Consider the following 20,668-nt stretch of genomic DNA (forward strand, 5'->3'; position numbering starts at 1 on the left):
CCTGGATCCGGATGAGGCCTGTGCCACAGCGCGGGCGCCGGCGGCCGCCGGGGACCGGATCAGCCCGCCGTGGCCTCGCTGGACGGCGGCTCGGCGGTCCCCGGCCGGGACCGGACCGCATCGGTGCACTCGTAGCGCAGCGGCGCCCTGTCGCCCGGCCCGCCCAGGATCACCGACCCGTCGCCCTCGGCGGCCGCCGAGTCGGAGAAGGTGCAGACGATCTGGGCGAGCGCGTACGCCGTCAGCTCGCTCGGCGCGGTGCTCAGCCGCAGCGCGTCCTCCGGGTCCCGGGGACCCGGACCGCTCACCGACATCCCGCCGCGCACGTCCGTCGAGTAGCCCGCGCCCTTCTCACTGGCCGACGGCGTCATGGCGAGCTGGTCGAGCAGTCCCTGGGCCACCCGCACCCGCCGCTTGGCGTCCGCCGTGCCGTCCGGCACCCGCACCGTCCGGTCGACGGTCACCAGCGACGAACCGCACAGCAGGAAGACCTGGACCGGGACCCCGCGCGAGGACTGCGTGGAGATGTCCGGCTCGCTCAGCGAGCAGGGCACGCGGGAGGGCGCGGCGCCGAAGTCGGTCGGCACCTCCGTGGCCCGGATCCCGCAGCCCGTGAGCAGGGCGGCCAGCACCGCCAGCGCCGGCAGGCGGCGTACGGCCGCGTCCCGTCCGCGCGTCGTACGCGCCCTCATCGGACGCCCCCCTTCGATCCGGCGCCGTCCCCGTCGCTCCCGCCCCTGCCGCCCTTCCCGCCGCCCTGCCCCTGCCGGCCGGCCGTCTCGGCGAGCTCCGAGGCGTCCCGCGGCAGCCGCAGCGTGAACACGGCGCCGCCCTCGGGCGAGTTGGCGGCGGTGATGTCGCCACCGTGGATATGCGCGTTGGCCATGGCGATGGACAGACCCAGTCCGCTGCCCTCGGAACGCGGCCGGGAGGCGCTCGCCTTGTAGAACCGGTCGAAGACGTGCGGCAGGACGTCCTCGGGGATGCCGGGCCCGTGGTCCCGAACCGCGATGACGATCTCGTGGTCCGCCTCCCGGACCGACACCCGCACCGGGGAGCCGCCGTGCTTGAGCGCGTTGCCGATGAGGTTGGCGAGGATGACGTCCAGGCGGCGCGGGTCGAGCCGGGCGTGCAGACCGCGCTCCGCGTCCAGCTCCACCGCGTCCAGCCAGGCACGGGCGTCGATGCACGCGGTGATCTGGTCGGCGAGGTCCACGTCGTCCAGGACCAGCCGGGCGGTGCCCGCGTCGAAGCGGGTCACCTCCATCAGGTTCTCGACCAGGTCGTTCAGCCGTCGGGTCTCGCTGACCACCAGCCGCACCGCCGGCTCGATCATCGGGTCGATGCTGCCGCTCTCGGCCTCCAGCTCCTCCTCCAGCACCTCCGTCACGGCGGTGATGGCGGTCAGCGGAGTGCGCAGCTCGTGGGACATGTCCGCCACGAAACGCCGGGAGGCCTCGTCCCGCCCGGCCATGTCGGCGACCCGCTTCTCCAGCGCCTCGGCCGCGTTGTTGAACGTCCGTGACAGATCGGCGAGTTCATCGGTCCCGGACACCCTCAGCCGGGTGTCCAGCTTGCCCTCGCCGAGCCGCCGGGCGGCCACGCCCAGCCGGTGCACCGGCTTCAGCACGGTCGTGGCGGCGGCCTGCGCCAGCAGCGCGGAGCCGATGAGCGCCAGCGCGGTGGCGATGCCGAGCGACCACGCGAGCGAGTTGAGGTCCTTGGCCTCCGGCTCCAGCGACTTCAGCATGTAGCCGGTCGGGCCGCCCCCGATCACCCGGGTGCCGGCCACGAGATACGGGGTGCCGTGCTCGACGACCCGCTGCCAGTACAGGTGGTACGGCGACCGGCCCGCCGAGGAACCAGACTGCTTCTTGTTCACCGCGGCGCGCAGCGGCCTCGGCACGTCCTCCAGGGAGAAGCCGCTCAGGCCGTCCGAGCTGCCATACACGGTCTTGCCGCCCGGGTCCTGCGCGACCAGCAGCACGCCGAAGCGCTGGCTGCTGCTCGCCATCTGCCCCGCGGTGTGCTGGAGTTCGTCCTGGGTGGGGTGCACCGGCAGCGCCCCCGCCCGGTTCTGCATCTCCTGCTGGAAGTCGCGCAGCACCGCGTCCTGGGCACGGGTCAGCACGGCCTCGCGGTTGAGCCAGTACGCGATCCCGGACGCGGACACGGCGGCGGTCAGCGCCACCAGCCCGAAGACGACGACCACCCGCAGCCGCAGGCTGGTGAACCGCAGCCGCGACAGAACTCCTCTGCGGCCCGCGGCCCAGCCGCGGACCCCCCCCTGCCGTTCGGTCACTGAGGCGCGTCCAGGCGGTAACCGACCCCGCGCACCGTGCGGATCAGCGTCGGGGACGAGGGCACGTCCTCGACCTTGGCCCGCAGCCGCTGGACACAGGCGTCCACCAGCCGCGAGTCACCCAGGTAGTCGTGCTCCCACACCAGCCGCAGCAACTGCTGCCGGGACAGCGCCTGCCCCGGCCGCCGGCTCAGCTCCAGCAGCAGCCGGAGCTCGGTGGGGGTGAGCTGGAGGTCCTCGCCGTTCTTCGTCACCGTCATCGCCGCCCGGTCGATGACGAGGCTGCCGAAGGCCGCCGAGTCGTTCGCCTCCCGCTCGCCGCGGCGCAGCACGGCACGGATCCGGGCGTCGAGCACCCGTCCCTGCACGGGCTTGACGACATAGTCGTCGGCGCCGGACTCCAGGCCCACCACCACGTCGATGTCGTCGTTGCGCGCGGTCAGCAGGATGATCGGCAACTGGTCCGTGCGCCGGATGCGACGGCACACCTCGAACCCGTCGATGCCGGGCAGCATCACGTCCAGCACGATGAGGTCCGGCCGCTGCTCGCGCAGCAGCTTCAGACCGTCCTCGCCACTGGCAGCGGTGGCCACGCGGTGCCCCTGGCGCGTCAGTGAGAGCTCCAGGGCCGTCCGGATGGCGTCGTCGTCCTCGATCAGCAACAGGGAAGGCACGGGGCTCATTCTGGCCCATGCCGGGGCGGGGTAGCGACACTTGGAGCGCTCTCACCCGACTCCCGCCCACGATCGCCGGCGCGCGCACGTCTGCGTAGCCGCACCGCTCTCCTCCGTCACCGCGCCGAGCACGGCACGCAGGGGCCCTGTGACACGTCTGTGACAGTCGGCGGACACGGCCATGAAGTGGCGGCGGCAAGCTTCTCGGCACAGGCAAGGAAGCACGGAAGACCGGTAAGTCCACGACGGGGGGCGCGAGATGAGCACGCTGCACAGCACCAGCGACAGCGCAGTGGTCACGCGCCTGCACGACGTGGCGCGGGTTTCCGAGAAGTCCGGTGCCGATGGGGGTGCCTCCCTGCTCGAGCGAAGCCGAGAGCTTGGGGGACTGCGGGGGTCCGCTCGCGGTACCGGGCGTCAGCACACCGGTTTCATGACGGTGGTTGACGCGCACACGGGGGAGGCTCACGGGGGAGCCGCGTACGGGGAGGGCTCGGGGGAGCGCCGGTCCCTGCCGGGGGCGGGGGACGCCGAAGCGGCGTTCACCGCCTACGTGCAGGAGCGCCGCGCCTCCCTGTACGCAACCGCCTACCACCTCACCGGCGACCGCTTCGAGGCCGAGGACCTGCTGCAGAGCGCGCTGTTCTCGACGTACAGGGCATGGGACCGGATCAGCGACAAGGCGGCCGTCGGCGGATACCTCCGCCGCACCATGACGAACCTGCACATCAGCGCCTGGCGGCGCCGCAAGCTCAACGAGTACCCGACCGAGGAACTGCCGGAGACGCCCGGCGACACGGACGCGATGCGCGGCACCGAGCTGCGTGCGGTCCTGTGGCAGGCGCTGGCCCGGCTGCCCGAACTCCAGCGCACCATGCTGGTCCTGCGCTACTACGAGGGCCGCACGGACCCGGAGATCGCGGAGATCCTCGACATCAGTGTCGGCACGGTCAAGTCCAGCATCTGGCGGTCCCTGCGCCGGCTGCGCGAGGACGAGGTCCTCAGCTTCGGCCGTGACGAGGAGGAGTCCTTCGGCGAGCTCGTCGCCTGAGCCGTACGAAGGTCTGGGGGGAACGGGGAACACGGGGGAAGCACGGGGGAGCGGTACCGGGGGACCCACGGGGGACACGGGGGACCACCGGAAGCACGGGGGAGCACCACCACGGGGGAATGTGGGGGAGCACCGAGGAGCGGGACTGGAGGGCCGGGGGGTCCGTCCAGTCCCGCTTCGGCGTGTACGGGCCGTGCGCGCCGTGGTGTACACGTACGGGCGTGACGCGGGCCGTTGCCGAGGACGTACGGCCGTCACGCCGCCGTGCGCGCCTGCGGCTGCCGCCCCGCCGCCGCGGCCGCGAGCCGGCCGAGCGCCTCGTCGCGGTCGCACGGGTGGGCGCCCAGCGCGACCTGGCGGGCGACGATCGACCGCTCGGCGCGCATCAGGCGCCAGCCGCGGCGCAGCAGGAACGGCACCGACTTGCGGCCCTCCCGCAGGTCCCGCAGGAAGCGGCGGCGGAAGGTGGTGACCGGCCCGCGCGACAGGCACAGCGCGTCGGCCAGGACGCCCAGTTCGCGGCAGCGCCCGACGATGTCGGCGGCGAAGATGCCCTCGGCGATGAACAGCGGGGTGCGGCCGATGTGCAGGGTCTCCTCGCCGGTACGGGCACTCAGCCCGATGTCGTACACCGGTACGGCCGTGCTGCCCGTGGCGCACAGCCGGGTGATCGCCTCGACCGCGATCTCCGCGTCCCACGACCCGGGGTGGTCCCAGTCGATGTCCGAACTCCCCGCCACCAGCGGCAGGGTCGGGTCGTCGCCCTCCTTGTAGAAGTCGTCGAGGCGCAGCACGGGCAGCCCGGAGCGGGCGGCGACCAGGGACTTGCCCGAACCCGAGGGGCCGCAGAGCAGCACGACGCGGGCAGGCGACGGGAGAAGAGGGCTCACGGAACACCAGTTTGACGCATGGTGAACCGCCTGCCGACTGCGCGGGTCGGCTTTGGAGCGTGGCTTACGTCTCAACTACCCTGAGTTCCGTTCTCGTTACCTTGCGCAGCAGAAGGCGGCCTCAGAGATGGCTCGACACGCGTCCCCTTCCCGTCCTACCCGTCCCACCGCCCGGCGCGCCCTGTTCGCCCTGGCGACCGCCGGTGTCGCCGTGGGCGGGGGTGCCACGACGGCCGCGGCGGACACCCTGCCCGTGGTGGGCGCCGAGCACCGGCCCACCTCCCTCGGCCGCGTCGACCCGCAGGCCGGACTGGCGGCGACGTCCGGCACCGTCGGGTACGTCACCGGGCCGGTCGCCGGTCTCAAGCCCAACCCCCTCGCGGGCACCGGCGTCGACCCGCTGGACAACGGCGTCGGCACCCAGCTCGCCGACTTCCAGCCGGTGACCTCCAGGGCGCTGACCGGCCCGGTGGCGCAGGCGCCGTCGGTCGGCAGCATGCCGGTGCTGGGGCAGGTGACCGGACTGCTGGGCGGCGGCGCGGGCGGCCCGCTGGGCTGACGCCCGCGCGGAACGCGGAGAGCCGCGCCTCCCCCGGACGGAGGGAAGGCGCGGCTCTCGGTCTGTGCGGGGTGAAGCGGTCGGTGCGCTCCGTGCCCTTCGGGCGCTCCGTGCGTGCGACGGCTCAGTACGAGGAGCCGGACGCGCCCAGTGAACCGGTCGGGTGCCAGACCGTCTTCGTCTCCAGGAAGGCGGTCATGCGGTCGGTGCCGGGCGCCGCGGTCCAGTCGTCCACAGGCTGTGGACGCAGGACGCGCTTGAGGTTGTCCGCCGCCGCGATCTCCAGCTCCTTCGCCAGCACCTCGTCGGCGCCCGCGAGGTCGACCGCGTTGACGTCCTGGTGCGCGGCGAGCGGCGCCGCGATCTCCGCCGTACGGCCGGAGAGCACGTTGACCACTCCGCCGGGCAGGTCGGAGGTGGCGAGCACCTCGCCCAGGGACAGCGCCGGGAGCGGGGACTTCTCGCTCGCGACCACGACCGCGGTGTTGCCGGTGGCGATCACCGGGGCGACCACCGAGACCAGGCCGAGGAAGGACGAGTCCTGCGGCGCGAGGACCGCCACCACGCCGGTCGGCTCGGGGGTGGAGAGGTTGAAGAACGGTCCCGCCACCGGGTTTCCGCCGCCCACCACCTGGGCGATCTTGTCGGTCCAGCCCGCGTACCAGACCCAGCGGTCGATCGCCGCGTCGACCTGGGCGGCCGCCTTCGACTTGGACAGGCCCTCGGCCTCGGCCACCTCGCGCACGAACTGGTCACGACGGCCCTCCAGCATCTCGGCGATGCGGTAGAGGATCTGGCCGCGGTTGTACGCGGTCGCGCCGGACCAGCCCCCGAACGCCTTGCGCGCGGCGACCACCGCGTCACGGGCGTCCTTGCGGGAGGACTGGGGAGCGTTGGCCAGCCAGTTGCCCTTTGCGTCGGTCACCTCGTACACCCGGCCGCTCTCGGAACGCGGGAACTTCCCGCCGACGTACAGCTTGTAGGTCTTGAAGACCGACAGCCGCTCGATCTTCTCGGACTTCTCAGACATCGAGGTACGCCTCCAGGCCGTGGCGGCCGCCCTCGCGGCCGAAGCCCGACTCCTTGTAGCCGCCGAACGGCGAGGTCGGGTCGAACTTGTTGAACGTGTTGGACCAGACGACGCCGGCGCGCAGCTTGTTCGCGACGGCCAGGATCCGGGAGCCCTTCTCCGTCCAGATGCCGGCGGACAGGCCGTACGGGGTGTTGTTGGCCTTGGCGACGGCCTCGTCGGGCGTGCGGAAGGTGAGGACCGACAGCACCGGGCCGAAGATCTCGTCGCGGGCGACGGTGTGCGCCTGGGTGACGTTGGTGAAGAGCGTCGGCGCGAACCAGTAACCGGAGGAGGGCAGTTCGCAGGCGGGCGACCAGCGCTCGGCGCCCTCGGCCTCGCCCCGCTCTACCAGCGAGGTGATGCGCGAGAGCTGCTCGGCGGAGTTGATCGCGCCGATGTCCGTGTTCTTGTCGAGGGGGTCGCCCAGACGGAGCGTGCCGAGCCTGCGCTTCAGGGAGTGCAGCAGCTCGTCGTGGATCGACTCCTGGACCAGCAGGCGCGAGCCGGCGCAGCAGACCTGGCCCTGGTTGAAGAAGATGCCGTTCACGATGCCCTCGACGGCCTGGTCGATGGGGGCGTCGTCGAAGACGATGTTGGCGCCCTTGCCGCCCAGTTCGAGGGTGAGCTTCTTGCGGGTGCCCGCGACCGTGCGGGCGATCTCCTTGCCGACGGCCGTGGAGCCGGTGAAGGCGACCTTGTTCACGTCCGGGTGCCCGACGAGCGCGGCGCCCGCGTCGCCGTAGCCGGGGAGGATGTTGACGACGCCCCTGGGCAGGCCCGCCTGGCGGCAGATGTCCGCGAAGAACAGGGCCGAGAGGGGGGTGGTCTCCGCCGGCTTGAGGACGACCGTGTTGCCGGTCGCCAGCGCCGGGGCGATCTTCCACGCCAGCATCAGCAGGGGGAAGTTCCACGGGATGACCTGGCCGGCCACGCCCAGCGGCCGGGGGTTCGCCCCGAACCCGGCGTGGTCGAGCTTGTCGGCCCAGCCCGCGTGGTAGAAGAAGTGCGCGGCGACCAGGGGGAGGTCGGCGTCGCGGGTCTCCTTGATCGGCTTGCCGTTGTCCAGCGTCTCCAGGACGGCCAGCTCGCGGCTGCGCTCCTGGATGATGCGGGCGATGCGGAACAGGTACTTGGCGCGCTCGGCGCCGGGCAGCGCGGACCACTTCTCGAAGGCCTTGCGAGCGGCCCTCACCGCGCGGTCCACGTCCGCCTCGCCGGCCTGGGCGACCTCGGAGAGGACCTCCTCGGTGGACGGGCTGACCGTCTTGAAGACCTTGCCGTCGGCCGCCTCGGTGAACTCGCCGTCGACGAACAGGCCGTACGAGGGCGCGATGTCGACGACCGAGCGGGACTCGGGCGCGGGGGCGTATTCGAATGCCGATGCCATGGTGATCAGTCCACCGTCACGTAGTCGGGGCCGGAGTAGCGGCCGGTGGCCAGCTTCTGACGCTGCATCAGCAGGTCGTTCAGCAGCGAGGAGGCGCCGAAGCGGAACCAGTGGTTGTCCAGCCAGTCCTCGCCGACGGTCTCGTTGACCAGGACGAGGAACTTGATGGCGTCCTTGGAGGTGCGGATGCCGCCGGCGGGCTTGACGCCCACCTGGACCCCGGTCTGTGCGCGGAAGTCGCGGACGGCCTCCAGCATGAGGAGGGTGTTGGCGGGGGTCGCGTTGACGGCGACCTTGCCGGTCGAGGTCTTGATGAAGTCGGCCCCGGCCAGCATGCCGAGCCAGCTCGCGCGCCGGATGTTGTCGTACGTCGAGAGCTCGCCCGTCTCGAAGATGACCTTCAGACGGGCGGACGTCCCGCAGGCCTCCTTCACGGCGACGATCTCGTCGTACACCTTCAGGTAGTGGCCCGCGAGGAACGCCCCGCGGTCGATGACCATGTCGATCTCGTCGGCACCCGCGGCCACGGCGTCGCGCACGTCGGCCAGCTTCACGTCGAGCGCGGCGCGGCCGGCCGGGAAGGCGGTGGCGACCGAGGCCACCTTGACCCCGGAGCCGGCGACGGCCTCCTTGGCGGTGGCCACCATGTCGGGATAGACGCAGACGGCGGCGGTCGCCGGGGTCGTCCGGTCGGTGGGGTCGGGGTGGACCGCCTTGGCGCCGAGCGCCCGGACCTTGCCCGGGGTGTCCGCGCCTTCCAGCGTCGTCAGGTCGACCATCGAGATGGCGAGGTCGATGGCGTACGCCTTCGCGGTCGTCTTGATGGAGCGGGTGCCGAGGGAGGCGGCGCGCGCCTCCAGGCCGACCGTGTCGACGCCGGGCAGCCCGTGGAGGAAGCGGCGCAGCGTGCTGTCGGACGCGGTGACGTCCGAGAGAGCGTGTGCTGTGGGTGCAGTGGTGGGCATGGTCACCAGCCCAGCATATCTACGCGCGTAGCGGACTGTACACCCCCGGGGCCTCTCCTCTTGGCGCGAAGAGGTGAGCGGGGTGGGGGAAACGGGAGGGAAGGGAGGGGCGGGAGAGAGGAGACGGACACCGCGAGTGAGCCGGGGTGGGAGCGTCGGGCAGAATCGGGGGCATGACGACGCCCGAGCACGAGCCCTCCGCGCCGCAGCCTCCCGCGCCCCGGTCCAGCGACCGGGTCCACCGGTCGCCCGCAGGCATCCTCACCGGGGTCCTGCTGCTCGCGCTCGTCGCGTGGCTCGGCTTCGACGCGCTGTTCACCGGGCACGGGCGCACCCCCTGGCTGGCCCTCGCCGGGATGATCCTCGTCGTGCCCCTCGTGATCGCCTTCACCGTGCGGCCGGCCGTGTACGCCAACGACGAGCGGCTGCGCATCCGCAATCCCTTCCGTGTGATCGTGCTGCCCTGGGGCCAGGTCGCCACCCTGCGGTCCGGCTACTCCAACGAGGTCGTCACCGGCTCCGGGGCCAAGTACCAGCTCTGGGCGCTGCCCGTGTCGCTGCGCGCCCGCAAGAGGGCGGCGCGGCAGGCGGCGCGGACCACCGCCGCGGGGGAGCCCCGGTCCGGAGGGGGGCGCGGGGGCGCCTTCGGGTTCGGGGGCGGTGCGCCGGCCGCGGGCGGGCGGTCCGGGCCCACGCGCGCCACGACCGACCAGGTCATGGACGACCTGCGCGAGATGCAGGAGGCGCGGGAGAACGCCGAGGCCGCGCAGGGCGAGGTCACGGTCCGCTGGGCGTACGAGATCCTCGGCCCGGCGGCCGCCGGGGCGGTGCTGCTGGCGATTCTGATCGCGTCGGGGTGACGCCGGGGGCGGTCAAGGGGCTCTGCCGGCACGGGGGAGCGACCCGCTGGTCTCCTGGTAGCCGAACCTGCCGGTCCGGGGTGCGGCCCTGCTGGTCCGGGGCAGCCGACCTGCCGGTGCGGGGCGGCCGATCCAGCGATCCAGCGGCCCCGGGCACCGGGCCGCCCCGGCCCTGGGCCGCGGAGCGCCGGTCCGGGCAGGCGCCCCGTCGGCCCGAGGCGCCACCTCGACTGTCCGGTGCAGTCGACCCATCGGTCCGGACAGGTGCCCCGCCCCGGCTCTGGGCAGACGGCCCGCCGGTCCAGGGCGATCGGGCTGGTGCCGGTGGGTGGCAATTCCACCACCGGCCCGTACGGCGCCCGTGATCAGATGCCCGCCGCTGTCGACAGGTCCCGCTTGATCGTCGTCAGCAGGTCCGCCGCCCTGGTGCGGGCCGCCGGGAGGTCGGTGTGCGCGGCCACCGGGACCACCACCTCCAGGTAGCACTTCAGCTTCGGCTCCGTGCCGCTGGGGCGCACGACGACGCGGGCGCCGTCGAGGGTGTAGCGCAGGCCGTCCGTGGGCGGCAGCCGGTCCGTGCCCCGGGTGAGGTCCTCGGACCGGGTGATGGACAGGCCCGCGAGTTCCGTCGGGGGCTGCTCGCGCAGACGGCGCATCGCGTCGGCGATGAGCGAGAGGTCCTCGACGCGCACCGAGAGCTGGTCGGTGGCGTGCAGGCCGTGGGCCACGGCGAGGTCGTCGAGGAGGTCGAGGAGCGTGCGGCCCTCCTCCTTGAGCCGCGAGGCCAGTTCGGTGATCAGCAGCGCGGCGGTGATGCCGTCCTTGTCCCGTACGCCCTCGGGGTCGACGCAGTAGCCGAGGGCCTCCTCGTAGCCGTAGCGCAGGCCCTCGACGCGGGCGATCCACTTGAAGCCGGTGAGGGTCTCCTCGTACGGCAGGCCCGCCTTCTCGGCGATCCGTCCGAGGAGGGAGGAGGAGACGATCGACTCCGCGAAGGTGCCGGTGACGCCGCGGTCGACCAGGTGGGCGGCGAGGAGCGCGCCGACCTCGTCCCCGCGCAGCATCCTCCAGTCGGCACCGTCCCTGACCGCCACCGCGCAGCGGTCGGCGTCCGGGTCGTTGGCGATGACCAGGTCGGGATCGGTGGCGCGGGCCTTGGCGAAGGACAGGTCCATCGCGCCCGGCTCCTCCGGGTTCGGGAAGGCGACCGTCGGGAAGTCCGGGTCGGGGTCGGCCTGCTCGGCGACGAGCTCCGGGGCCGGGAAGCCGGCGCGGGCGAACGCGGCGAGCAGGACGTCACGGCCGACGCCGTGCATCGCCGTGTAGACAGTGCGGGCGGTGCGCGGGGAGCCGGGGGAGAGGACGGCGTCCGTGCGGGCGAGGTAGGCGTCGAGGACGCCGTCGTCGAGGGTCTCCCAGCCGGAGTCCGGGCGGGGGACGTCGTGCAGGCTGCGGATCGCGGCGATCTCGGCGGCGATCTCCGCGTCGGCCGGCGGGACGATCTGGGAGCCGTCGCCCAGGTAGACCTTGTAGCCGTTGTCGCGGGGCGGGTTGTGGCTGGCGGTCACCTCCACGCCGGCGACCGCGCCGAGGTGCCGGATGGCGAAGGCGAGGACGGGGGTGGGGAGGGGGCGGGGCAGTACGGCGGCGCGCAGGCCCGCGCCGGTCATCACGGCGGCGGTGTCGCGGGCGAAGTCGGCGGACTTGTGGCGGGCGTCGTAGCCGATGACGACGAGGCCGTCGGTGTGACCCTGCTTCCGCAGGTACGCGGCGAGGCCGGCGGCGGCGCGGATGACGACGGCGCGGTTCATGCGCAGGGGGCCGGCGCCGAGTTCGCCGCGCAGGCCGGCGGTGCCGAACTGGAGAGTGCCGGCGAAGCGCGCGGCGAGCTCCTTGACGTCCTCGGCGTCGATGAGCCGGGCGAGTTCCTCACGGGTGTCCGTGTCGGGGTCCTCGGCCAGCCACGTCTTGGCCCGTGCGATGAGGTCGTCGTGCACGTTCGGTCAGCCTCTCGTGTTCGTCTTGGGGGCCTGGGGCCTGGAGGCGCTTGGGGCGCCCCGGGTGTGTTGTGGGGATGCGTTGTGGGTCGGGAGGTGCGGGCGGGGCGGGCCCCGCGTGCGCCGGGGTCGGGGCCGTGGGGAGGGGGGCCAGCCCGCCGCTGTCGGACGTACTGCCGCCCGCCGCCATGGCTCGCCTGCGCGGAGAACCCTGTGCGCGGCGGGCTGTGACGCACCCCCACGGCCCGCTCCCGTCGCCCGGCGGCCGTCCCCGCCATAGTGGCAGGGGACATGGCTTGGGTGGCGGGCCCGGTGGACGGGTGGCGGCCCGTTGCGGGTGTCCTACAGGCGGCCGAGGACCTGGGCCAGGAGGGAGCCCATGCGGGTCGCGGAGTCGCGGCCGGCCTGGAGGACCTCCTCGTGGTTCAGCGGCTCGCCGGTCATGCCCGCGGCGAGGTTGGTCACCAGGGAGATGCCGAGCACCTCGGCGCCCGCCTCACGGGCGGCGATCGCCTCCAGGACCGTGGACATGCCCACGAGGTCCGCACCGATCACGCGGGCCATGCGGATCTCGGCCGGCGTCTCGTAGTGCGGGCCGGGGAACTGCGCGTAGACGCCTTCCTCCAGCGTGGGGTCGACCTCCTTGCACAGGGCGCGCAGGCGCGGGGAGTAGAGGTCGGTCAGGTCGACGAAGTTGGCGCCGACGATCGGCGAGGTCGCCGTGAGGTTGATGTGGTCGCTGATCAGCACCGGCTGGCCGGGACGCATCCCCTCGCGCAGCCCGCCGCAGCCGTTGGTCAGTACGACGGTCTTGCAGCCGGCGGCGACGGCGGTGCGCACGCCGTGCGCGACGGCGGCGACCCCGCGGCCCTCGTAGTAGTGGGTGCGGCCGAGGAAGACCAGGGCGCGCTTGTTCCCGATGGTGTACGAGCGGATCTTGCCGCCGTGGCCGGCGACCGCCGGGGGCGGGAAGCCGGGCAGCTCCGTGACCTGGAACTCGGCGTCGGGAGCGCCCAGGGCGTCGACGGCCGGAGCCCAGCCGGAGCCCATCACGAGGGCGACGTCATGGGTCTCGGTGCCCGTGAGTTCGCGCAGGCGCGCGGCGGCGGCGTCGGCGGCGGCGTGGGGGTCGCCCTGGAGGTCGTCCGGAAGAAGAGATGCGTTCACGCGGACGAGAGTAGCCGGTATCGGCCTACGCGCGTAGATGACGGAGGTCACGGGATGGGGATCGTTGTCTTGTCGTTTCCGACCAACGGCGGAACCTGCGCGGTCCCCGCCGGGCGGCCCCGCGCCGGTGCGGATCGGCGGCCGCCCCCGGACTCCTCAGCACGGCCTCTTGCGCAGCTCCATCACGTAGTCGTGCGGGGCGCCGGCGGACTCGGCCGCGTCGGCGACCTCGCCCAGGTAGCGGGCCGACGGCAGGCCGCCCTCGTAGGCGTTGAGGACGTACGTCCACGCGGACTCCTCGCCGTCCAGGGTGTGGACACGGACGCGGGTGCGCCGGTAGACGCCGAGACCGGTGCCCTCCCAGCGGTCGAGGGACTCCTCGTCCATGGGGGCGATGTCGTAGAGCGCGACGAAGACCTGGGACAGCGGGTCCTCGACGACCGTCGCGAGCGCGCCCTCCCAGCCCATGTGCTCGCCGCCGAAGGTCAGCCGCCAGCCGTTCAGCCAGCCGGTGGCGCGCAGCGGGGAGTGGGGTGCGCGGCGGGTCATCAGCCGCGCGTCGAGATTGCCGGCGTACGCGGCGTAGAGCGACATGGGTCGAGCGTACGGCAGGCCCGCGGGCGTCTCGTCCGTCTCAGAGGTAACGGAACGGGTCCGGCCCCGCCCCCGGGGGAGGAGCACCTGGAACGTGCGGGACAATGGAGTACGTGACTCGGATCGTGATCATCGGTGGCGGACCCGGCGGATATGAAGCGGCGCTGGTGGCCGCGCAGCTCGGCGCGGAGGTGACCGTCGTCGACTGCGACGGTCTGGGCGGAGCGTCGGTGCTGACCGACTGCGTGCCGTCGAAGACGCTCATCGCGACTGCCGAGGTGATGACCACCTTCGACTCGTCGTACGAGGAGCTGGGGATCATCGTCGCGGACGACACCCCGCCGCTGGAGCAGGCCGCCCGGGTGGTCGGCGTGGACCTCGGCAAGGTCAACCGCAGGGTCAAGCGGCTCGCGCTCGCGCAGTCGCACGACATCACCGCCTCCGTGACGCGCGCCGGCGCCCGGGTCATGCGCGGGCGCGGCCGGCTGGAGGGCATGCAGGCCCTCGACGGGTCCCGGAAGGTCGTCGTCACCGCCGCCGACGGCACCGAGGAGACGCTGGTCGCGGACGCGGTGCTGATCGCGACCGGCGGTCACCCGCGCGAGCTGCCCGACGCCCAGCCCGACGGCGAGCGCATCCTGAACTGGACCCAGGTCTACGACCTCACCGAGCTGCCCGAGGAGCTGATCGTGGTCGGCTCCGGTGTCACCGGTGCCGAGTTCGCCGGCGCCTACCAGGCGCTCGGGTCCAAGGTCACCCTCGTGTCCTCGCGCGACCGCGTGCTGCCGGGTGAGGACCCGGACGCCGCCGCCGTGCTGGAGGACGTCTTCCGCCGCCGCGGCATGAACGTCATGGCCCGCTCCCGCGCCCAGTCCGCCAAGCGGGTCGGGGACCGGGTCGAGGTGACGCTGGCCGACGGACGGGTCATCTCCGGCTCCCACTGCCTCATGGCGGTCGGCGCCATCCCCAACAGCGCCGGACTGGGGCTGGAGGAGGCCGGCGTCCGGGTGCGCGAGTCCGGTCACATCTGGACCGACAAGGTGTCGCGGACGACGGCTCCGGGTGTCTACGCGGCCGGTGACGTGACCGGTGTCTTCGCCCTGGCGTCCGTCGCCGCCATGCAGGGACGTATCGCCGTGTACCACTTCCTCGGCGACGCGGTGGCCCCGCTCAACCTGAAGACGGTCTCCTCGAACGTCTTCACCGACCCCGAGATCGCCACCGTGGGCTACACACAGGCCGACGTGGACGCCGACAAGATCGACGCCCGCTGCGTCAAGCTGCCGCTGCTGCGCAACCCGCGCGCCAAGATGCAGGGCATCCGGGACGGCTTCGTCAAGATCTTCTGCCGGCCGGGGACCGGGATCGTGGTCGGCGGTGTCGTCGTGGCGCCGCGCGCCTCGGAACTCATCCACCCCATCTCGATCGCCGTCGACAACAATCTGACGGTCGAACAGATCGCGAACGCGTTCACCGTGTACCCCTCCCTTTCGGGGTCGATCGCCGAGGTGGCGCGGCAGCTGCACACGCGCAAGGCGGGCGCCGAGCTCTGACGGCCGAAACCGACTCCCCGCTGGTCACGGGGAGTTGCCGACCATGCGTACGGCATAGGCGACAGGGCTGGGCCCCTATACCACCTCGCGCTGTGCCGTGCGAACAACTTCTGCTATTCACCGCAAACTGCTGAAAGCAGACGGTCGCTGGGGTTACTGTCAGTTTCGTGTTCGCTGCTGAACGTCGCCAATTGATCCTCGAAATGGTGCGAGCGAACGGTGCCGTGTCGCTCCGTGAACTCGCCCGTGTCGTCCAGACCTCCGAAGTGACCGTACGGCGGGACGTGCGGGCGCTGGAGGCAGAAGGACTCCTCGACCGCCGACACGGCGGTGCGGTACTCCCGGGCGGATTCACCCGGGAGTCCGGCTTTCCGCAGAAGTCGCATCTCGCGACGGCGGAGAAGACGGCCATCGCCGACCTCGCCGCGGGCCTCGTCGAAGAGGGCGAGGCGATCGTCGTCGGAGCGGGGACGACCACGCAGGAGCTGGCGCGCCGGCTCGCGCGGGTCCCCGGCCTGACCGTCGTCACCAACTCCCTCCTGGTCGCCCAGGCGCTCGCCCATGCCAACCGGGTGGAGGTGGTCATGACCGGGGGCACGCTCCGCGGATCGAACTACGCCCTCGTCGGCTCCGGAGCCGAGCAGTCGCTCCAGGGGCTCCGCGTCTCCAAGGCCTTCCTGTCGGGCAGCGGTCTGACCGCCGAGCGCGGACTGTCCACGTCCAACATGCTCTCGGCCTCCGTGGACCGGGCCCTGGTCCAGGCGGCCGCGGAGGTCGTGGTCCTCTCCGACCACACCAAGCTCGGTACGGACACGATGTTCCAGACCGTGCCGACCGACCTGATCACCCGCCTGGTGACCGACGAGCCCCCGGTGCACGACGACCGAGCGGCCACCGAGCTGCAGGCCCTGGCCGACCAGGGGGTGCAGATCGCCGTGGCCGGCGCGTCGGGGAGTCCGGGGGGTGATCCGACCCCGGCCCGTGACCGACGCCGGGACGTCCCGCTTCCGGGCCCGCGCCGCGGCCAGGTGCCCGGACCGGGGCTGCGCCCGGCGACCCTCGGCGGCGACCAGTCGCCGGCCACGGAGCGGGCACGGGTCGCGGACCTGCGCAGGCGCTGAGGGCGCCCCCGGCCGGCGCTCAGGGGGCGTCTCCGGCCCGTGCTCGGTGCGTCGCCGACGAGCGCTCAGGGCGTCGCCGGTGCGTGCTCGGAGCGCCGCCTACGGGTGCTCAGGGGCCGGCGGGTGCCCAGGGGCGCCTGCGGCCGGTGCGGAAGGCCGCGCGGTGCGGACGCGGGACCGGTGCCGAAGGGGAGCCGGTACGGAAGCAGGGCCGACGTCGAAGCGGGGCCGGTACGGCAATCGGGCCGGTACGGAAACGGGGCGCCCGGCGGACCGTCGTGCTGTGGTCCGCCGGGCGCCCCGGGACGTCGTACGGCTCAGTCCTTGATCTCGCAGATCGCGGCGCCGGAGGTGACGGACGCGCCGACCTCGGCACCCAGGCCCTTGATGGTGCCCGACTTGTGGGCGTTGAGCGGCTGCTCCATCTTCATGGCCTCCAGGACGACGACCAGGTCGCCCTCCTTGACCTCCTGGCCCTCCTCGACGGCGACCTTGACGATGGTGCCCTGCATCGGGGAGGCGAGGGTGTCGCCGGAGGCCACGGGGCCGGACTTGCGGGCCGCGCGGCGCTTGGGCTTGGCGCCCGCCGCGAGGCCGGTGCGGGCCAGGGACATGCCCAGCGACGTGGGGAGGGAGACCTCCAGGCGCTTGCCGCCGACCTCGACCACGACCGTCTCGCGGCCGGACTCCTCGTCCGCCTCGGCCTCGGCCGGGGCGGTGAAGGGCTTGATGTCGTTGACGAACTCGGTCTCGATCCAGCGGGTGTGGACCGTGAACGGGTCGGTGGAGCCGGTCAGTTCCGGCGCGAAAGCGGGGTCGGTGACCGCCTTGCGGTGGAACGGGATGGCAGTGGCCATGCCCTCGACCTGGAACTCCTCCAGCGCGCGAGCGGCCCGCTCCAGGGCCTCCTTGCGGGTACGGCCGGTCACGATCAGCTTGGCCAGCAGGGAGTCCCACGCCGGGCCGATGACCGAGCCGGACTCCACGCCCGCGTCCAGGCGCACACCGGGGCCGGCCGGCGGGGCGAACGTGGTGACCGTGCCCGGGGCCGGGAGGAAGTTGCGGCCCGGGTCCTCGCCGTTGATGCGGAACTCGAACGAGTGGCCGCGCAGCGCCGGGTCGTCGTAGCCGAGCTCCTCGCCGTCGGCGATGCGGAACATCTCGCGCACCAGGTCGATGCCGGCGACCTCCTCGGTGACCGGGTGCTCCACCTGGAGACGGGTGTTGACCTCCAGGAAGGAGATCGTGCCGTCCTGGCCGACCAGGAACTCACAGGTGCCGGCACCGACGTAGCCCGCCTCCTTCAGGATCGCCTTGGAGGCGCGGTACAGCTCGGCGACCTGCTCGTCGGACAGGAACGGCGCCGGGGCCTCCTCGACGAGCTTCTGGTGGCGGCGCTGCAGCGAGCAGTCACGTGTGGAGACCACGACCACGTTGCCGTGCTGGTCGGCGAGGCACTGGGTCTCGACGTGGCGGGGGCGGTCCAGGTAGCGCTCGACGAAGCACTCGCCGCGGCCGAAGGCGGCCACCGCCTCGCGCACGGCCGAGTCGTAGAGCTCGGGGACCTCTTCGAGAGTACGGGCGACCTTCAGGCCGCGGCCGCCGCCGCCGAAGGCGGCCTTGATGGCGATGGGCAGGCCGTGCTGCTCGGCGAACGCGACCACCTCGTCGGCGCCGCTCACCGGGTCGGGCGTACCGGCCACCAGCGGCGCGCCGGCGCGCTGAGCGATGTGCCGGGCGGCGACCTTGTCGCCGAGGTCGCGGATGGCCTGCGGGGGCGGGCCGATCCAGATCAGGTCCGCGTCCAGCACCGCCTGCGCGAATTCGGCGTTCTCCGAGAGAAAGCCGTACCCGGGGTGGATCGCGTCCGCCCCCGACTCCTTCGCGGCCTTCAGCACCTTCTCGATGTCGAGATAGCTGGTGGCCGGGGTGTCACCGCCCAGGGCGAACGCCTCATCCGCGGCGCGGACATGCAGAGCGTCCCGGTCCGGGTCGGCGTAGACGGCCACGCTCGCGATCCCGGCGTCCCGGCAGGCCCGGGCCACGCGGACAGCGATTTCGCCACGGTTGGCGATGAGCACCTTGCGCACGATTGAGGCTCCCTCCTTGAAACAAGCCGAGTTTAGGGACTGCCGACACGGCACTTCGACCCGTCCCCAATGGTGAGCTTGCCCACACGGAGCGTCACTCGAGGCTCGCTCGACCCGTGAAATCCCTTGTCGCGTCGCCGTACGCAGGACTCCTGCGGGAAACCCTAGCCTCCCGATGTGGTCAAGGTCTCTGTGAGGGCGTGCTGCGGCCCACTTCGTTTCTTTGTGGAGTCCCTACGAATGGCCCAATGATTCTTTGCCGCCCGCAGGACCCTTGTCCCCCGCTTTACCTCTCAGTAGCGTTCGCGCTGTCGTGAACGTACCTGGGGTAACAGGCGCTCTCGCGGAGTCGAGGAGCGGCAGTGGGAAGTGGGTGGGACCGGTGGTGCGCAGACCGGTGGCGTGGATCGTGGCGGTCGTGCTCTTCGCCGAGGCGTTCGGTGTGGCGGCGCTGAACTGGTTCCTCGGGATGGTCGTGGACCGGCAGAAGATGTCCCTGGCCGGCCTCGACCCGGACATGATGTCGACGTCGTCGAAGGCCGGCGGGGTCGTCTTCGGTCTCTACTTCGCCCTGTGCGGGGTCGTCGCGCTGATCGTGGCGCTGCGCGGCCGCCGGCCCGCCGGCCTCGGCCGCGTCCTGCTGATCAGCGCGGCGGTGGTGCACGGGCTGCTGGGCGCGGTCGCGTGGGGCCTGGTGGGCTGGAGCGCGTTCCTGTTCATGGTGGTCGTGCTCGGGCTCATCGTGCTGCTGCTGATGACGTACGACCGTGAGGAGGGCACTGCCGCTGCCGCCCGGGACGGCGGGCCTCAGGGGGTGGACGGTCCCGGCGGGGACGGCCCGCGGGACGCGAGCGGTCCGGCCGGTGCCGGTCCCGCTCCGGTCGCCCCTCCGGCGTAGCCCCGATCGCCGGTGCACCTGATCACCCCGTGACGCCCCCGTCGCCGCGCGGCGGGAGCGTCACTCGGCCGACGGTGCCCACAAGTCGGTGATGCCGACACCCAGTTGGGCCAGCAGACGCCGGACCAGGGGCAGGCTGATGCCGATGACGTTGCCGTGGTCGCCGTCGATGCCGTCGATGAACGGGCCCGAGCGGCCGTCGAGGGTGAAGGCGCCGGCGACGTAGAGCGGCTCGCCCGAGGCGACGTACGCGGCGATCTCCTCGTCCGTCGGCTCGCCGAAGCGGACGACGGTGGAGGCGGTGGCGGAGGCGTACCGCTCGGTCGTCGTGTCCCAGACGCAGTGCCCGGTCTGGAGCGTCCCGGCCCGCCCGCGCATCGCCTTCCAGCGGGCGGTGGCCTCCTCGGCGTCGGCGGGCTTGCCGAGCGCCCGGCCGTCGAGGTCGAGCACCGAGTCGCAGCCGATCACGAGGGCGCCCTGCACCTCGGGCCGGGCCGCCACCACCGAGGCCTTGGCCTCGGCGAGCGCGAGCGCCAGCTCGGCGGGCGTGGGTGCGGTGATCGCGTCCTCGTCGACGCCGCTCACGACCACCTCGGGATCGAGACCGGCCTGGCGGAGCAGCCCGAGCCGGGCGGGGGACTGGGAGGCGAGCACGAGTCGGCGGCGCGGCTGATCTGTCATGCGGTCAGCGTACGGGGATCCAGTCCCCGGGGGTGCGCGAGCGGGACGGCGGGCCTCAGCGCACTCCGATCACGATCATCGTGAGCACCATGGCCAGCGCCATGAGAACGCCCAGCCGCCGCAGCATCTCCTGCATCTCGCGCAGTTCCTCGGGCGGCTCGTTCTCGGGGTCGGACCACAGCATGCCCTCGATCGTCCGGCGGTGACGGGCTCCGGCGCCTGAGTACGCGTACTCAACTTCGCCCGCGGGGCTTCTGGCGCCGGCCCGTACGGCAGAACGTCCGGGGCCTCGGGAGCCGATCCGGCAGGCGCGCCGGGCGGGCCTGCGGGTGATCGGCGCGACCCTGCCGCCGTTCGCCGGCTCCGACCACTGGGGCGAGCACGCGGCGAAGGTGAGCCACCAGCTCGACGAGTGGACGCGGTGCTCGGTCGAGTACGACGCGGTCGTCGACCTGAACCGCGTGCTCGCCGGTCCGGAGGACCCGGACCGGCCGCACCCGGCGTACGACTCCGGCGACCACCCGCACCCGGACGACGCCGGGTACGCGGTGATGGCCGAAGCCGTCGCGACGGTGCTGTGAATCCCGCCCGTCAGCCGGGCCAGTAGGTCCGGGCCCAGGCCGACGCGCCCGGCTGGGGGGTCCGGTGGGCGGCGATGCGGGCCGGGTCGGCCCAGGAGTCCCGCGGGCCGGGCGCGCCGGACGGCGCGGCTGCCGCCGCCGCGGCGCGGGCCCGGACCACCGCCAGAGCGGCGGCCAGCTCCTCCGGGGTCGGATTGCCTCGTACGACCCTGATCGTCATGTCTGC

The 20,668-nt window shown here is 72.8% G+C and carries 21 protein-coding genes; 7 read left to right on the forward strand and 14 right to left on the reverse strand.

Going from position 1 to position 20,668, the window contains the following annotated elements; all coding sequences use genetic code 11:
- Positions 1–59: 59 nt before the first annotated feature.
- The 3 genes from ACF1A5_RS02145 to afsQ1 are packed head-to-tail and all read right to left on the reverse strand — an operon-like array spanning position 60 to position 2,976.
- Complete coding sequence (locus ACF1A5_RS02145) at positions 60–692, reverse strand: hypothetical protein (protein WP_392190882.1); 633 nt, start codon at positions 690–692, stop codon at positions 60–62.
- Positions 689–2,302, reverse strand: coding sequence for an ATP-binding protein (locus tag ACF1A5_RS02150; protein ID WP_392190883.1), 1,614 nt, complete (start codon positions 2,300–2,302; stop codon positions 689–691). Before ACF1A5_RS02150 ends, ACF1A5_RS02145 begins: the two co-directional genes overlap by 4 nt.
- On the reverse strand, positions 2,299–2,976 hold the full coding sequence (afsQ1, locus tag ACF1A5_RS02155) for a two-component system response regulator AfsQ1 (protein ID WP_356182571.1): 678 nt from the start codon (positions 2,974–2,976) through the stop codon (positions 2,299–2,301). The genes ACF1A5_RS02150 and afsQ1 overlap by 4 nt, the downstream gene beginning before the upstream one ends.
- Before the next feature lie 259 nt (positions 2,977–3,235).
- On the opposite strand from afsQ1, the gene ACF1A5_RS02160 reads away from it, so the two are divergent.
- Positions 3,236–4,027 carry a SigE family RNA polymerase sigma factor gene (locus tag ACF1A5_RS02160; RefSeq protein ID WP_392190884.1) on the forward strand — a complete coding sequence of 264 codons (792 nt, stop codon included), beginning with the start codon at positions 3,236–3,238 and terminating at the stop codon, positions 4,025–4,027.
- 254 nt (positions 4,028–4,281) lie between these two features.
- Here ACF1A5_RS02160 and ACF1A5_RS02165 read toward each other — a convergent pair whose 3' ends face one another.
- Entirely contained in the window at positions 4,282–4,917 is a 636-nt protein-coding gene (locus ACF1A5_RS02165) for a uridine kinase (protein ID WP_392190885.1), read from the reverse strand.
- A 127-nt stretch (positions 4,918–5,044) separates the two neighbouring features.
- Between ACF1A5_RS02165 and ACF1A5_RS02170 the strand changes: the two genes are divergently transcribed.
- Entirely contained in the window at positions 5,045–5,476 is a 432-nt protein-coding gene (locus ACF1A5_RS02170) for a hypothetical protein (protein WP_392190886.1), read from the forward strand.
- A gap of 124 nt (positions 5,477–5,600) precedes the next feature.
- Here the strand turns inward: ACF1A5_RS02170 and ACF1A5_RS02175 are convergent, their stop codons facing one another.
- Genes ACF1A5_RS02175 through deoC form a run of 3 tightly spaced genes read right to left on the reverse strand, consistent with a single transcriptional unit; the run spans position 5,601 to position 8,900 of the window.
- On the reverse strand, positions 5,601–6,506 hold the full coding sequence (locus ACF1A5_RS02175; protein ID WP_392190887.1) for an aldehyde dehydrogenase family protein: 906 nt from the start codon (positions 6,504–6,506) through the stop codon (positions 5,601–5,603).
- Positions 6,499–7,935: an aldehyde dehydrogenase family protein gene (locus tag ACF1A5_RS02180; RefSeq protein WP_392190888.1), complete on the reverse strand. Its 1,437-nt coding sequence runs from the start codon at positions 7,933–7,935 to the stop codon at positions 6,499–6,501. Before ACF1A5_RS02180 ends, ACF1A5_RS02175 begins: the two co-directional genes overlap by 8 nt.
- Positions 7,936–7,940: 5 nt before the next feature.
- Positions 7,941–8,900: a deoxyribose-phosphate aldolase gene (gene deoC / locus ACF1A5_RS02185; protein ID WP_392191198.1), complete on the reverse strand. Its 960-nt coding sequence runs from the start codon at positions 8,898–8,900 to the stop codon at positions 7,941–7,943.
- A 173-nt stretch (positions 8,901–9,073) separates the two neighbouring features.
- Between deoC and ACF1A5_RS02190 the strand changes: the two genes are divergently transcribed.
- Positions 9,074–9,760, forward strand: coding sequence for a PH domain-containing protein (locus ACF1A5_RS02190; protein WP_392190889.1), 687 nt, complete (start codon positions 9,074–9,076; stop codon positions 9,758–9,760).
- Between the two features lie 365 nt (positions 9,761–10,125).
- Here the strand turns inward: ACF1A5_RS02190 and ACF1A5_RS02195 are convergent, their stop codons facing one another.
- The 3 genes from ACF1A5_RS02195 to ACF1A5_RS02205 all read right to left on the reverse strand — a co-directional run bounded on the left by ACF1A5_RS02195 (position 10,126) and on the right by ACF1A5_RS02205 (position 13,518).
- Positions 10,126–11,757: a phospho-sugar mutase gene (locus ACF1A5_RS02195; protein WP_392190890.1), complete on the reverse strand. Its 1,632-nt coding sequence runs from the start codon at positions 11,755–11,757 to the stop codon at positions 10,126–10,128.
- 342 nt (positions 11,758–12,099) lie between these two features.
- Complete coding sequence (locus ACF1A5_RS02200) at positions 12,100–12,924, reverse strand: purine-nucleoside phosphorylase (protein ID WP_392190891.1); 825 nt, start codon at positions 12,922–12,924, stop codon at positions 12,100–12,102.
- Between the two features lie 156 nt (positions 12,925–13,080).
- Entirely contained in the window at positions 13,081–13,518 is a 438-nt protein-coding gene (locus ACF1A5_RS02205) for a gamma-glutamylcyclotransferase (protein WP_356182594.1), read from the reverse strand.
- Between the two features lie 104 nt (positions 13,519–13,622).
- Between ACF1A5_RS02205 and ACF1A5_RS02210 the strand changes: the two genes are divergently transcribed.
- Positions 13,623–15,071 (forward strand): NAD(P)H-quinone dehydrogenase, encoded by a 1,449-nt coding sequence (locus tag ACF1A5_RS02210; protein ID WP_392190892.1) that lies wholly within the window; start codon positions 13,623–13,625, stop codon positions 15,069–15,071.
- 167 nt (positions 15,072–15,238) lie between these two features.
- Positions 15,239–16,192 (forward strand): DeoR/GlpR family DNA-binding transcription regulator, encoded by a 954-nt coding sequence (locus ACF1A5_RS02215; protein WP_392190893.1) that lies wholly within the window; start codon positions 15,239–15,241, stop codon positions 16,190–16,192.
- 317 nt (positions 16,193–16,509) lie between these two features.
- Here the strand turns inward: ACF1A5_RS02215 and ACF1A5_RS02220 are convergent, their stop codons facing one another.
- The gene (locus tag ACF1A5_RS02220) at positions 16,510–18,282 is read right to left on the reverse strand and encodes an acetyl/propionyl/methylcrotonyl-CoA carboxylase subunit alpha (RefSeq protein WP_392190894.1); all 1,773 of its coding nucleotides are present in this window, start codon (positions 18,280–18,282) and stop codon (positions 16,510–16,512) included.
- 382 nt (positions 18,283–18,664) lie between these two features.
- On the opposite strand from ACF1A5_RS02220, the gene ACF1A5_RS02225 reads away from it, so the two are divergent.
- Entirely contained in the window at positions 18,665–19,180 is a 516-nt protein-coding gene (locus tag ACF1A5_RS02225; protein ID WP_392190895.1) for a hypothetical protein, read from the forward strand.
- Between the two features lie 60 nt (positions 19,181–19,240).
- Here the strand turns inward: ACF1A5_RS02225 and ACF1A5_RS02230 are convergent, their stop codons facing one another.
- Together ACF1A5_RS02230 and mmpB are read right to left on the reverse strand one after the other, a co-directional pair.
- Positions 19,241–19,861: a Maf family protein gene (locus ACF1A5_RS02230; protein WP_392190896.1), complete on the reverse strand. Its 621-nt coding sequence runs from the start codon at positions 19,859–19,861 to the stop codon at positions 19,241–19,243.
- Positions 19,862–19,916: 55 nt separating this feature from the next.
- A complete protein-coding gene (gene mmpB / locus ACF1A5_RS02235) occupies positions 19,917–20,045 on the reverse strand; it encodes a morphogenic membrane protein MmpB (RefSeq protein WP_392190897.1) in 129 nt (42 codons plus the stop codon).
- A 145-nt stretch (positions 20,046–20,190) separates the two neighbouring features.
- On the opposite strand from mmpB, the gene ACF1A5_RS02240 reads away from it, so the two are divergent.
- Positions 20,191–20,442 (forward strand): hypothetical protein, encoded by a 252-nt coding sequence (locus tag ACF1A5_RS02240; RefSeq protein WP_392190898.1) that lies wholly within the window; start codon positions 20,191–20,193, stop codon positions 20,440–20,442.
- Positions 20,443–20,452: 10 nt separating this feature from the next.
- Here ACF1A5_RS02240 and ACF1A5_RS02245 read toward each other — a convergent pair whose 3' ends face one another.
- Positions 20,453–20,662: an acyl-CoA carboxylase epsilon subunit gene (locus ACF1A5_RS02245; RefSeq protein WP_392190899.1), complete on the reverse strand. Its 210-nt coding sequence runs from the start codon at positions 20,660–20,662 to the stop codon at positions 20,453–20,455.
- Positions 20,663–20,668: the final 6 nt, after the last annotated feature.

The sequence above is a fragment of the Streptomyces sp. NPDC014864 genome (assembly GCF_043081525.1).
Lineage (GTDB): Bacteria > Actinomycetota > Actinomycetes > Streptomycetales > Streptomycetaceae > Streptomyces.